At 66.4% G+C, this 12,303-nt stretch carries 11 protein-coding genes; 5 read left to right on the top strand and 6 right to left on the bottom strand.

Annotated features, from left to right (window positions below; translation table 11 throughout):
• Positions 1–71: 71 nt before the first annotated feature.
• Together FHW64_RS29330 and FHW64_RS29325 are read right to left on the bottom strand one after the other, a co-directional pair.
• Complete coding sequence (locus FHW64_RS29330; RefSeq protein ID WP_184531908.1) at positions 72–1,175, bottom strand: ABC transporter substrate-binding protein; 1,104 nt, start codon at positions 1,173–1,175, stop codon at positions 72–74.
• Between the two features lie 25 nt (positions 1,176–1,200).
• The gene (locus FHW64_RS29325) at positions 1,201–2,718 is read right to left on the bottom strand and encodes an amidohydrolase family protein (RefSeq protein WP_184531906.1); all 1,518 of its coding nucleotides are present in this window, start codon (positions 2,716–2,718) and stop codon (positions 1,201–1,203) included.
• A gap of 214 nt (positions 2,719–2,932) precedes the next feature.
• Here FHW64_RS29325 and FHW64_RS29320 point away from each other — a divergent pair, with 214 nt between their 5' ends.
• From FHW64_RS29320 to FHW64_RS29305, 4 genes are all read left to right on the top strand, one after another.
• Positions 2,933–3,763 carry an ABC transporter substrate-binding protein gene (locus FHW64_RS29320; protein ID WP_184531904.1) on the top strand — a complete coding sequence of 277 codons (831 nt, stop codon included), beginning with the start codon at positions 2,933–2,935 and terminating at the stop codon, positions 3,761–3,763.
• A 76-nt stretch (positions 3,764–3,839) separates the two neighbouring features.
• Entirely contained in the window at positions 3,840–4,535 is a 696-nt protein-coding gene (locus tag FHW64_RS29315; protein ID WP_184532110.1) for an amino acid ABC transporter permease, read from the top strand.
• Positions 4,536–4,550: 15 nt separating this feature from the next.
• Entirely contained in the window at positions 4,551–5,264 is a 714-nt protein-coding gene (locus FHW64_RS29310) for an amino acid ABC transporter permease (RefSeq protein WP_184531902.1), read from the top strand.
• Entirely contained in the window at positions 5,261–6,001 is a 741-nt protein-coding gene (locus tag FHW64_RS29305; protein ID WP_184531900.1) for an amino acid ABC transporter ATP-binding protein, read from the top strand. The genes FHW64_RS29310 and FHW64_RS29305 overlap by 4 nt, the downstream gene beginning before the upstream one ends.
• A 16-nt stretch (positions 6,002–6,017) precedes the next feature.
• Here the strand turns inward: FHW64_RS29305 and FHW64_RS29300 are convergent, their stop codons facing one another.
• Positions 6,018–6,947 carry a fatty acid desaturase gene (locus tag FHW64_RS29300; RefSeq protein WP_260306454.1) on the bottom strand — a complete coding sequence of 310 codons (930 nt, stop codon included), beginning with the start codon at positions 6,945–6,947 and terminating at the stop codon, positions 6,018–6,020.
• Between the two features lie 149 nt (positions 6,948–7,096).
• On the opposite strand from FHW64_RS29300, the gene FHW64_RS29295 reads away from it, so the two are divergent.
• Positions 7,097–8,707, top strand: a complete 1,611-nt coding sequence (locus tag FHW64_RS29295) for a rhodanese-like domain-containing protein (protein WP_260306453.1) — start codon at positions 7,097–7,099, stop codon at positions 8,705–8,707.
• Between the two features lie 5 nt (positions 8,708–8,712).
• Here FHW64_RS29295 and FHW64_RS29290 read toward each other — a convergent pair whose 3' ends face one another.
• From FHW64_RS29290 to FHW64_RS29280, 3 genes are read right to left on the bottom strand one after another with little or no spacing between them, the layout of a single operon-like run.
• On the bottom strand, positions 8,713–9,633 hold the full coding sequence (locus tag FHW64_RS29290; protein WP_184531894.1) for a LysR substrate-binding domain-containing protein: 921 nt from the start codon (positions 9,631–9,633) through the stop codon (positions 8,713–8,715).
• Positions 9,634–9,668: 35 nt separating this feature from the next.
• Entirely contained in the window at positions 9,669–10,910 is a 1,242-nt protein-coding gene (locus FHW64_RS29285) for an acyl-CoA dehydrogenase family protein (protein WP_184531892.1), read from the bottom strand.
• A 2-nt stretch (positions 10,911–10,912) separates the two neighbouring features.
• On the bottom strand, positions 10,913–12,280 hold the full coding sequence (locus tag FHW64_RS29280) for an LLM class flavin-dependent oxidoreductase (protein ID WP_184531890.1): 1,368 nt from the start codon (positions 12,278–12,280) through the stop codon (positions 10,913–10,915).
• Positions 12,281–12,303 lie beyond the last annotated feature (23 nt).

Genomic DNA, 12,303 nt, shown 5'->3' with positions numbered 1-12,303 from the left:
AAACCGGCTTAGCTTATGCGTCCTGTGTTGCGGCGCGCCCACGACGTGATCGGACCGATGGTGCCGTTCAGTCAGCGCGCACTGGAAGCCACGGACGCATTCGCAACGACCGGCTTCCCCGCCACGTCGTAGGCCGTCCAGTAGTTCTCCAACCCCTGCTTCTTGAGCGCCGCGCGAAGGTATCGGGGCTCGAACCAGTCATCCACCGTCACGCTGCGACGGATGAGCTTGAGCTTCAGCGCGTCTTCGACCACGGCCTTGTAGCGGCCGAGCACGAAGGCGTCGAGCAGAGGGGAGTTGCGCGCCGCCAGCGACTGGCCATCGAACTCCGCCTGCCACGACGCGACCGGCGTGCCGCTCTTGGCCCAGATCTCGAAGAGCGCCGCGCGGTTGTTCTCGTCGGATGCCCAGCGCGCCGCACGCACGAACGCGTCGACCACGCGCTGGACCTCTGCCGGGTTGGCCTGTTCGAAATCGCCGCGCACCACGAGTGCCGCCTGGCGTGTGAGCGACGGATCCTTGCCCTGCGTCGAATAGACCACGCGCACCAGTCCCTGGTCCCGCACCTTGAACCATTCGTAGCCGCCGAAAGCAGCGTCCACGCCGTCGGAGACCAGCGCGGCCTGCGCACTGCCGGTATCCAGATGCACGCCCTTGATGTCGCGCTCGGCCAGGCCGTTGGCCGCCAGCACGTTGATCGCGACCAGATGGCCATTGGTGCCGCGGAAGATGGCAACCCGGCGGTCCTTCAGGTCCTTGATCTCATGAATGCCGGACTTCGGCGGCACGACGACGTACAGGTTGTTCCGGGTGCCGCTGGCAAGGAGCAGCCGGGTGTTCAGCCCGTTGGCGCGACCGACCAGCGAGGGGAGATCGCCCTGGTAGGCGAAGTCGATCTGCTTGTTCGAGAGCGCTTCGTTGACTGCCGGACCTGCTCCCTTGAAGAAGACCCACTCGATCCGCGTGCCGGAGCCCTTGAACTCGTCTTCCAGCAACCGCTGGTTCTGCGCCACTCCGCCGGGTGAGCCACCCCAGGTGACCGGATCGCCGCCGCCGGCCGTGGCAATGCCGATGCGGATGACATCGGGCGCCGCATATGCGGGCAGCGCGCCGAACAGGCAGGCAGCGGCCAGGGCCGCGCCCCGGCGCAGGAATGCGAAACGTGAGATGCGCATCGAAGAGTCCTTGCGAAATTGCGGATCAGGCATCCGACACCTTGCCCAGTTGGCGGCCGACTTCGGTGCCCTCGAAGAAGCGCGGATTGGCCTCGGTGTAGAAGCGCAGCGGATTGCCGAACACGAATGCGCGGAAGTCCTGCCGCGAGATGACGCCCTGTTCGACCAGGTCCCATGTCTCGGCCAAGGGCTCGGTGAACTCCGGTACGTCCCAATGGCCGACGTCGGAAGACCAGATCGCATTGACCGTCACGCCGCCCGGATGCACGCGATGGTTGAAGGCGGCGGCGACGGTGCGGTCGTCCGCCTCCGAGCCGAAGAAGAAGGGGTCGACCCAGCGCGCGCGAATGTCATCCACCTTCTCGATGCCGGCCAGCGCGAAGTCGTCGATCTCGTCGGCGCGGGGCTCGCGGCTGTGCGGCAGCGCGGAGATGCCGAGGCTATCGCGCACCAGCGTCGACTTGTCGACGGACCGGCCCTGGAGCAGCTCGCCGCCGTGCTGCTCGAACAGTGCAGCGAGCAGCTCGACGTCGACCTCGGACGGGTCGTAGTTGCGCACGGCTTCGCGGTTGCGCTTTTCCCATCGGTCCACCAGGTGGGTGTAGACATGGGAACCCCAGTCCGCACCGCCTTCCAGCAAGCCCACGCGCAGACCCGGGAAGCGGCGCGTCACGCCGCCGAAGAACAGCGCCTTCGCGAAGGCTTGCGATCCATCGGCGAAGTGGCCGATGTGGTTGAACATGTAGTTGCTGATCGAGTGCCGTCCGGTCCAGCCCTGGCTGCCGTAGTGCGTGGTCACGGGCACGCCGAGCTCGACCACCTTGGCCCAGAACGGGTCGTAGTCATGCGGGCTGTCGATGCCGTAGAAATCGATGTAGCCAACATGCTTTGCGATCTCCGGATGCTGGTCCTTGGGGTACTTCTCGGCAATCGCCGGGATGGGCCGGCGCACGCCACCGGGGATGTTGATCACCTTCAGCCCCAGCGTCTTGACGGCGAACTCCAGCTCCTCGATGGCTTCCTGCGGCGTGTGCATCGGGATGCCGGCCACCGGCGTGAGGCGGTCCGCGTAGTGTCTGTACTGGTCGGCATGGAAGTGGTTCAGTGCGCGGTGCAGCGGCTGGCGGTAGTCCGTGCCCGCGGCGGCCGGCGAAAGCACATCGTTGGGGAACAGCACGGAATAGTCCGAGCCCTGCTCGGCGAGCCGTTCGTACAGCAGCGCGGGGATGGTGTAGGTCGCGAGGTCGTAGGTGTTGCGCGTCACGCGGGCCCACCACGGCGAGCGCAGCGTGCGATGGTGCTGGCGCTCGGCGGGTGTCTGCTGGTACCAGTCCTTGCCGGCGCTGTCGCGGGTCGCGAAACGTCCGCCCAGCGCCTTGCGAAGCGCATCGACGAGCTTCGGTCCGCCGTACTGCGCGATGTAGTCCTCCAGCACCGGCGCGTAGTCGTTGACGTGCACGTCGGTGTCGATCACGGGATGGTCCAGCTGCGCCTTCAGGGCGGCGGAGCGGGAGGCTTTCAGTGGGTTGATGCGAGTGTTCACGCGAAGGCTCCTGTCGTTTGTGCGAACTCTGGAGCGGGCACGTTAGAGCCGACCGGTGATCACGCCAAAGAAGGGTTTCGCATTTGCTTCGGTGCTCCGCGGCTTTGCGGAACCCGGACGGGACGGTCACTCATCCATTTGCTTATTCGCATTGTCGATTTCATCCCGGCGACGTTGCTTGGTATCGTCGCTGTCTGAACTCAAGGAGATAACCATGCGCCGTCACTTCATCGCCGCCGCGCTCGCAACCGTCGCGCTGCTGCCTTCGCTCAGCGCCCATGCCGACCAGCTTGCAGACATCAAGAAGCGCGGCGAACTCGTGGTCGGCGTGCTCGGCACCGATGAGCCCGCTACCTTCGTCGATCCCAAGACCCGCCAGATCGTCGGCTACGAAGTCGACCTGGTGAACGCGATCGCGGAGAAGATCGGCGTGAAGCCGAAGCTCAAGCAGATCGCGGTGGCCGCGCGCATTCCCGAATTGCAGCAGGGCCACGTCGACCTCGTCGCCGCCGGCCTCACGCACAACAAGGAACGCGAATCGCAGATCGACTTTTCGCTGACCACCTTCGTCACCGGCCAGAAGGCCCTCGTCAAGAAGGACAGCGGCATCACCGAAGTGCCGCAACTGGCCGGCAAGAAGGTGCTGACGATCCGTGGCGGAACGCAGGAGCCCAACCTGCGCAAGGCCGTGCCGGGGGTGGACGTGGTCACGTTCGACACCAGCCAGCAGGCCTTCCAGGCACTCCAGCAGGGCAAGGGCGTGGGCTATGTCGATGACGAAGCCGCGCTGCTGCGCAGCTACGCGAAGCTGGGTCCGCAGAAGGCGCAATACACGGTGCTCAAGCAGAACCTCAGCACCGAGTCGCTGGCGATCGGCATCAAGAAGGGCGAAACCGCGCTGAAGGCCGTGGTGGACGACACGCTGCGCGACCTCGAGAAGTCCGGTCAGGCCGAGAAGATCTTCGTCAAGTGGTATGGCCCCGAAACGGCCTCTGGCTTCCAGAGCCGCGACTTCCGGTTCGAGACCGACAAGATCACCGAGTGACCCCGGCCGGGCGAGACCCCGGCGCGCGTACGATGGCACACCCCGCGCGCGGAGCGAACCGCGCGCCATCCGTCACATTCCATTGTTCGACTACTCACTGCTCCTGAGCGGCCGCTACCACGACATGCTGGTCGCGGGCCTGTGGCTGTCGCTGCAACTCCTGGTGGCCTCGCTGATCCTTGCACTGCCGATCGCAGTCGTCGTGGCATTGCTGCGCCTGTCGTCCGTGCGCTGGCTCCAGCGGCTGGGCTTCGCCTATGTGGAAGTGATCCGCAACATCCCGCTGCTGGCCCACATGCTGTTCTGGTACTTCGGCGCGCCGGAGCTCCTGCCGACTGCATTCAAGGAATGGCTGTATGCGCGCAACATCGAGGCGGTGAGCGCGGTGATCGCGCTGGCCCTGTACAGCGCGGCCTACATGGCCGAGGACATTCGCAGCGGCATCCGCGCCATTCCGGCGGTGCAGTTCGAAGCCGGCCGCGCGCTGGGTTTCGGCTTCATCGCCACGATGCGGCGCGTGGTGCTGCCGCAGGCCCTGCGGGTCACCGTGCCGCCCCTGATCTCCCAGACGCTCAATCTGTGGAAGAACACCTCGATCGCCACGGTGATTGGTGTCGCCGAACTCATGTACCAGGCCGGGCAAGTGGAAAGCGCGAGCTTCCGCAGCTTCGAATCCTTTGCGTTTGCGAGCGCGGCCTACCTCAGCGTGTCGCTGCTGATCACCGCATTGGCCGGCTGGTATCAGCATCGCTTCCCGGTGCGCGTGACATGACGGGAGCGGCAGGTCATGCTTGAACTGATCCAGACCTATTGGCTCTACTTCCTGGTCGGACAGTACCCGAACGGGCCGCTCGGCGGACTGGTGCTCACGGTGCTGCTTGCCACTTGCGGACTCGTGCTTGCGCTGCCGCTGGGCATCGCGTTCGGCCTGGCACGGTTGAGCCCGTGGCGCTGGCTGCGATGGCCGGTCACGGGCCTGGTCTATGTGGTGCGAGGCGTGCCGCTGCTGATGGTGATCTTCTGGGCCTACTTCTTCCTGCCCAGCGTGACCGGCGTCAAGACCGATCAGTTCACCACCATGCTCATCGCACTCGTCGTGTTCGACGCGGCCTATCTTGCGGAGATCGTGCGTGCCGGCGTGCGAGGCCTGCCGCGCGGCCAGGCCGAGGCGGCGCGCGCGCTGGGCCTGGACTACGGCCGGTCGATGCGGCTGGTGCTGCTGCCGCAGGCGCTGCGCAGCATGCTGCCCTCGCTGGTGAACCAGTTCGTCTCCACCATCAAGGAAACCTCGCTGGGCTACATCATCGGGCTCGCGGAGGTGTCCTTCATCGCCACGCAGATCAATACCCAGGTCTTCACGCGGCCCGCCGAGGTCTACAGCATCCTGGGGCTGACGTATTTCCTGATGTGCTTCGGCCTGTCGCGCTTCGCCTTCTGGCTGGAGCGTCGCCTGGCCCGGCGCAGCATTCCGACGGCCGCAGCGCGGCAGGTGTCTTCATGATCGAGCTTCAGAACGTCAACAAGTGGTATGGGGCGTACCACGCGCTGGTCGATGTCAGCGAGACCGTGCGCGCCGGCGAGGTCGTCGTGGTGTGCGGTCCCTCCGGGTCCGGCAAGTCGACGCTGATCCGCACGCTCAACCGGCTGGAGCCGATCCAGTCCGGACACATCCTCATCGATGGAAAGGACATCCATGCGCCGGGCACGGACGTGAATGCCTTCCGCTCGAGGATCGGCTTCGTGTTCCAGCAGTTCAACCTGTTTCCTCATCTGACGGTGCTGGGCAACTGCACGATGGCCCCGATGCAGCTGCGTGGCCTGTCGCGCGCACAGGCTGAAGAACGCGCGCTTGCGCTGCTCGACCGTGTCGGCCTGGCCGCCAAGGCGCATGCGTGGCCTTCGGAGCTCTCGGGCGGCCAGCAGCAGCGGGTGGCCATCGCCCGAGCGCTCGCGATGCAACCGCCGCTGATGCTGTTCGACGAACCCACGAGTGCGCTCGACCCCGAAATGGTCGGCGAAGTGCTGCTGGTGATGCGCGACCTGGCGGACGACGGCATGACCATGGTGTGCGTCACGCACGAGATGGGATTCGCCCGTGAGGTCGCGGACCGCGTCTTCTTCATGGATCAGGGCCGCGTCCTCGAACGGGCGACGCCCGAGGAGTTCTTCAACCATCCGCAGCACCCGCGAACCCGGCAGTTTCTTTCGGACATCCGCTCGCCCTTCCGCGAGGCCTGAGGCGAGAGGATGCCGGCTACCAGTGTGGATGCACCGGCTCGAACACCGGCCTGAAAAGAAAGCGGCGCGCGATCTCGCCATAGCCTCGATAGTAGAAGTGCCCGTTGGCAGCGAGCACTGCGGCGCGATGCTGCCTGAAGTGCAGCGGGATCTCGTACCACGGCATCGTCGGCGCGCGGTGATGAATGTGGTGCAGGTTGTTGAACAGGTACAGGACGCCGAACACGAGGTTGGATTCGACGATCGCCACGCGCGCATGCGGCATCTCGCTCCAGCGGTGTTCGGTAAAGCTGCGTAGCGTGCCGAGCATCATGCCGGGATAGACGAAGCACAGCACGTAGGTGACCGGCGACATGCCGCGAACCTCGATGACGTAGAAGAGCACGAGCACGACGCCGGCAGTGTGCAGAAGCCAGATCCGCACGTGCGTGAAGTCATGTGCAATCAGGCGTGCCGCCTCGCAGCGCGCCATCTTGAGCAGCAGCAGCCAGGGGCCGACCACCATGCGGAAAGCCAGCGTCTGGTTGGTGCCGTGGATCCAGCGTTGCAACGGGCCGTAGCCCTGCCAGTCCGGCGCGGAGTGGTAGGCGCTTTCGCTGTCCTTGCGCGGATGGGTCAGGTGGAAATTGACGTGATGCTCACTGTGGCTGCGCTTGAAGAGCCGGTAGGGCAGCCAGAGATTGAGAGGCGGCCAGACGACCGCTTCGCGCAGCCAGCGTGGCAGCCTGCGCATCGCGTGGATGCTCTCATGCTGCAGCGACGCATGCAGTTGCGCGAGATAGCCGCCGAGCAGAAAGAGCAGCCACGCCGGCACCGCCCGGTGCCACCAGACCAGTCCGGCCCACGCCGCGTAACAGGCGAGCGCGAGCACCAGCGTGGGAACTTCGTAGTGCCGCCACCAGGTGGCGCGCGTCGGGCGATGGGGAAGAGGGCGGTGGATCGTCATGGCACGCGTCATCGAGGTGCCGTGCCGATGCTAGGAAAAAGAGCCGCGCCGACATGCGCCCATTGCGCACATGGATATGCGCAATGCGTCGTTGCCGGCCGCCCGACCCCACCCTAGAGTGGCTGGAATTCGCTTCCGGACCCTCGACGTTGCGTGCTGATACGACCGTTTCCCCCGATGCGTTGCGCAGCGCGTTGCTGGGCAGCGGGGAGCTTGCGCTGCTCGATGTGCGCGAGGCGCGCTGGTTCTGCGACGCGCACCTCAATCTCGCCCGCTTGGCACCGTTGTCCACGCTGGAGCTGCAGATTGGCGAGTTCGTGCCTCGGCGCACCACCGACATCGTGGTCTATGACGAAGACGACGCTGCGCACGGTCCGGCCGCGCGAGCCGCAGCGCTGCTCAGGCGGTTGGGCTATGCGCGCGTCCGGCGTCTCGCGGGCGGCCTGAACGCATGGCGCGCTGAAGGCCTGCCGCTCATCGACGGCTATGCGACGCTGGTCAAGGCCTTCGGCGATCTTGCTCGCCAGCACTACGGAACGCCAACCCTCTCGCTGGCGGAGTTCGAACAACGACGACGCGCGGGGCGTCCCACCACGCTGATCGACGCCAGACCGCGCGAGGAGTTCGAGTTCCTTTCGATCGAGGGTGCGCGCAACTATCCCGGCACCGAACTGGCGCTGCGCGCGCTGCCGGCGCACGAGCCGGACCACCTGTGGGTGGTCAACTGCTTCAGCCGCACGCGCGGCATCATCGGCACCACCACGCTGCGCCTGCTGGCGTGCGGTGGTCGCACGGTGTTTCTCGAGGATGGCGTGATGGCCTGGGGCCTGCACGGCGGCGCGGTGGTGCAGAACGCGAACCCGGTGGACGACATCCCGCCCGAGTCGCCGGAAGTACTGCGAGCGCTCGCGGACCGCTTGATCGCACGCCACGGCCTGTCCGTCGTCGATAGCGAAGGTCTGGAGCGATTCAGGCGCGACGAGGATCGCAGCCTCTACGTGTTCGATCTGCGACCTGAGAGCGCGAAGACACCGGGCACAGGCGCGCGCAGCGTGCCCGGGGGCCAGCTGCTCATGCACTTCGAGAACTACGTCGGCACGCGCAACGCCCGGATCGCGCTCGTCGACGAGCCGCATGGGCTGCGCGCGGCCGTCACTGCCTTCTGGCTCGCCCAGCTCAACCAGTTCGAGGTCCATGTGCTGAGGGGCGACCTTCCCGCTTCGGGGGAGACGGCGCCGAGGCATGTCCCGGATGACAACGACCCGGGCCTGCTGCCTGAAGTGCTTGCAGATCGAATCGCGCGGGGCGAGGTCGACGTGATCGATGTCGGACCCAGCATTGACTACGAGAAAGGGCATCTGCCGCACGCGCATTTCCTGCTGCCTGCTTCGCTCGATCCGCTCGAACCGCTGCTTCGTCAGGGCCGTGCCGTCGTCTTCGTGTCACCGGATGGTGCCGCGTCGCGTCTTGCCACTCGGGACGCAAGGCTGCGCTGGCCCGGCGCGACGTTCGACTGGTTGCGCGGCGGCAAGGCGGCGTGGGTTGCGGAAGGCCATGCGCTGCAGACGTCCTATGGGCCGGCGCAGTTGCTGACACCCTTCGATGACGACTGGGGCTCGGTGATGCGCGTCTTCGGCCCCCGACGCGACGAGGTGTGGGCCGACTATCTCGAATGGGAGCGCGGCCTCTCGCGCCGCGTGATCGCGGACCCGACGGTGAACTTCCGCTTCTTCGACATCACCGTCGACGCAAGGACGTAGCGACGCTAGTCGATCCCGGACTGCGTCGCCGCGAGCTGCCCGAGCCCTGGCGCGAAGAGATCGGCGAAGGCGTACGCATATTGACGCAGAGGCCCGCCGCGGCGCACTGCGAGTTGGGTGTCGTTGGCACCGAAGAGGTGTTTCGCATCGAGTGCGCGTAGCCGCGTGTCGCGCCTGGAATCGAATGCGATGTCGGCAATGACGCCCACCCCCATGCCGAGTTCGACGTACCGCTTGATCACGTCGGCATCCATGGCCGTGAGCACGATCTCGGGCTTCAACCCGTGCGCCGCAAAGACTTCGTCGATGCGCGAGCGGCCGGTGAGGCCGCTGTCGTAGGTGATGAGCGGATGTCGTGCGAGCCGTTCGATGGTGAGCGGCGCCTCCCGCAGCAGCGAGTGCCCCTCCCGCACGATCGCGAGATGCCCCCATTCACGACAAGAGAAGACGGCGAGTTGCGGATGGTCCGTCGGGAGATCGGTCGCGATCCCGAGATCGACCTCGCCCTCGAGCAGCATCTGGGCGATCTGGCGCGGCGATCCCTGATGCAGGTGCAGCCGCACCTCGGGAAAGAAGCCTCTGAACCGCTGCACCGCATCGGGCAGTGCGTAGCGCGCTTGCGCGTGCGTCGCCGCGATCGACAGCAGCCCATCCTGCCTTGCAAGAAACGCCTGGCCGGCCTGCTGGAGATCGAGTCCGCTGTCGAGCACGCGCTCGATGATCGGAAGGAGGTGGTCGCCGGGCAGCGTCAGGCCGACGAGCCGCTTGCCCGAGCGGGTGAAGAGCGTGATGCCGAGTTCCTGTTCGAGGTCCCGGATCTGGCGGCTGACGCCCGATTGCGATGCCTGCAGGACCACGGCGGCGTCCGTGAGGCTGAAGTCGCAGCGAACGGTCTCGCGGACCGCGCGCAGTTGCTGGAAGTTCATGTTTCACACGCTGTCCGTGCCCGCGGCGGCTGCCTTCAGGCCGTTCCGATGCGGTAGGCCGTCGGCTGCGCGGTGCCGTTCACCGCAAACGCGCCAACCTGCCTTTCGCGGTAGACCCGCGGGTTGTGCGATGTGATGGTCCGGGCGTTCCGCCAGTAGCGGTCCAGCCCGTTCGTGCGCAGTGTTGCAGAGGCTCCCAGGGCGTCGAAGAGTTCGGTGCTTGCCTTCAAGACGAGATCCGTGACCACCGAGACCGCCTGGTCCACTTCGAGCGGTGCTGCGCGCGTAGCGGCCGCTCGCGCCTGCTCTCCGGCGCTCGTGCTGCGGAGCGCGACATCCGCGCGCTGAAGCGCGCCCGCCGCATGCAGTGCGACAGCGCCCGCCGCATAGGCGGCACTGCGCACGCGGCCCACGACCTGGAGGATCTGCGGATCGTCGCTCACACGTGCGGCATTGCCGTGGCTGTAGGTGCGGTCGCGTTCGCGCACCCGTGTGGTCAGGTCGTCCGCGAGCGCACGCCCGATGCCTGCGAGCGATGCGATATGCACCAGCTGGTAGAAGGGCGCCGCATAGGCAAAGCGGTTGTCGCTGGGATTGATCCAGTCCTGTTCGACGGGGACGTCGGTGAAAGTGGCCGTTCCGCTCGCAGTGAGCGACTGGCCGAATCCGCTCCAGTCGTCCACCACTTCGACCCCAGGGGCGGTGCGCGGAACGGCGACGAACACGCTCGCGTCGCCGTCGCCGCTCGCAGCGGTGTTGATCCAGTCCGCGAAAAGCGAACCGGTGGTGTAGAACTTCCTGCCCTGGAGCCGCAAGCCGTTGCCGGTCCGCTCCAGGCGGGTCGAGAACGCTCCCACCTTCGCATCGCCGGTCTCCGAGAAGCCCGATCCGATGAGATCGCCGCGTGCAAGCCGGTCCAGCCAGCGATGCCGCCAGTCTGCCTCCGTGGAATGAAGCACGTCTTCGCTGAAGCCGAAGTGCGCGCGCAATGCGTTGACGATGTTCGTGTCGGCGGCGGCGAGTTCGATGAGCAGGGCGAAGAACTCCGTCAGCGTGGCATCGCGCCCACCGTACTCGGCGGGCAAGCGAAGGCGCGTAAAGCCAGCTTCGCGTAGCCAGCCGATCTCCTCATGCGGCAGGCGACGTTGCAGGTCGCGTTCCACCGCGTCTGCGCGGATGCGCTCGATGACAGGGCGAAAGTCGCGCGCGAGTTCTTCATAGCGCGCGCTCGGTGGCGCGCCCCAGGGGTGGTCGAGAGTCGATGTGGGTTCGGTCATGTTCAGGCGGCAAGCCGGTCTTCGTCCTTGATGGTGCTTGCGCTCTTCGGATGCCCGGGCTTGCGCAGCCCGAGGTGTTCGCGCAGCGTGTGTCCGCTGTATTCGTTGCGGAAGAGGCCGCGGCGGCGCAGCTCGGGCAGCACGAGTTCGATGAAGTCGTCGAGCCCGCCCGGGAACCACGGCGCCATGATGTTGAAGCCGTCGGCCGCACCTTCCTCGAACCACTGCTGGAGCTGGTCCGCGATCTGCTGTGGCGTGCCGACCACCTGCTGGTGGCCGCGTGCGCCCGCGATGCGCAGGTAGAGCTGGCGGATGGTGAGCCCCTCGCGCCGCGCGAGGTCGACCAGCAGTTGCTGGCGGCTCTTGGGGCCGTTGGTCTCCGGCAGTTCGGGCACGGGTCCATCGACCGGGTGACCCGAGAGATCGATGTCCCCCAGCACGGTCGACAGCAAGGCGAGGCCGACGACCGGGTCCACCAGTGATTGCAGCTGCTCGAACTTCTCTTCCGCTTCAGACTGCGTGCGGCCCACGACCGGGAAGATGCCCGGCATGATCTTCACTTCGTCGCGCCGGCGTCCGTGGCGGGCCAGTCGGCCGCCGATGTCGGCGGCGAATGCCTTCGCCTCCTCGAAGGTCTGGTGCGCAACGAAGATGACTTCCGCCGTGCGGGCCGCGAGTTCCTTGCCTGCGTCGGAAGCGCCCGCCTGTACCACCACCGGCCGCCCCTGCGGCGAGCGATTGACGTTGAGCGGGCCGTGGACCTGGAAGTGCGTGCCCTTGTGGCCGAGCACGTGCAGCTTTTCGGTGTCGAGATAGATGCCGCTCTGCTTGTCGCGCACGAAGCTGTCTTCCTCCCAGCTGTCCCACAGGCCGGTCACCACGTCGTGGAACTCGGCCGCGCGTTCATAGCGCAGCGCATGCGCGAAGTGCGATTCGCGGTTGAAGTTGAGCGCCTCGGCGCCGCCGCTGGAGGTCACCAGGTTCCAGCCGGAGCGACCACCGCTGATCTGATCGAGCGATGCGAACTTGCGCGCCACGTTGAAGGGCTCGTTGAACGATGTCGACACCGTGGCGATGAGGCCGATGCGTTCCGTCACCGCCGCGAGTGCTGCAAGCAGCGTCAGCGGCTCGAAGTGATCGGAGCGCGCGGTGCGCGCGAGCGACGGAAGATGTGTGCTGCGCACGCCCACCGCGTCGGCGAGGAAGACCGCATCGAACTTCGCGGCCTCGGCCTTGCGCGCCAATGCCACGTAGTGGCGGAAGTTGCTGCCGGCATCGGCCTGCGCGTCGGGGTGGCGCCACCCGGCGATGTGGTGGCCGGTCTGCATCAGGAAAGCGCCCAGACTGAACTGGCGTTGGGAAGAACTCATGAGGGACTCACGCTCGAAAGAAG

The sequence above is a fragment of the Variovorax sp. Sphag1AA genome (assembly GCF_014192575.1).
Lineage (GTDB): Bacteria > Pseudomonadota > Gammaproteobacteria > Burkholderiales > Burkholderiaceae_C > Variovorax.
The sequence above is the reverse complement of the archived record's forward strand: the minus strand, read 5'-3'. Positions and strand labels throughout refer to the sequence as shown.

Coding starts and splice junctions, on each gene's coding strand:
- FHW64_RS29330 (WP_184531908.1), bottom strand. CDS start 1,175: ATGCGCATCTCACGTTTCGCATTCCTGCGCCGGGGCGCGGCCCTGGCC.
- FHW64_RS29320 (WP_184531904.1), top strand. CDS start 2,933: ATGCGCCGTCACTTCATCGCCGCCGCGCTCGCAACCGTCGCGCTGCTG.
- FHW64_RS29310 (WP_184531902.1), top strand. CDS start 4,551: ATGCTTGAACTGATCCAGACCTATTGGCTCTACTTCCTGGTCGGACAG.
- FHW64_RS29305 (WP_184531900.1), top strand. CDS start 5,261: ATGATCGAGCTTCAGAACGTCAACAAGTGGTATGGGGCGTACCACGCG.
- FHW64_RS29300 (WP_260306454.1), bottom strand. CDS start 6,947: ATGACGATCCACCGCCCTCTTCCCCATCGCCCGACGCGCGCCACCTGG.
- FHW64_RS29290 (WP_184531894.1), bottom strand. CDS start 9,633: ATGAACTTCCAGCAACTGCGCGCGGTCCGCGAGACCGTTCGCTGCGAC.
- FHW64_RS29285 (WP_184531892.1), bottom strand. CDS start 10,910: ATGACCGAACCCACATCGACTCTCGACCACCCCTGGGGCGCGCCACCG.
- FHW64_RS29280 (WP_184531890.1), bottom strand. CDS start 12,280: ATGAGTTCTTCCCAACGCCAGTTCAGTCTGGGCGCTTTCCTGATGCAG.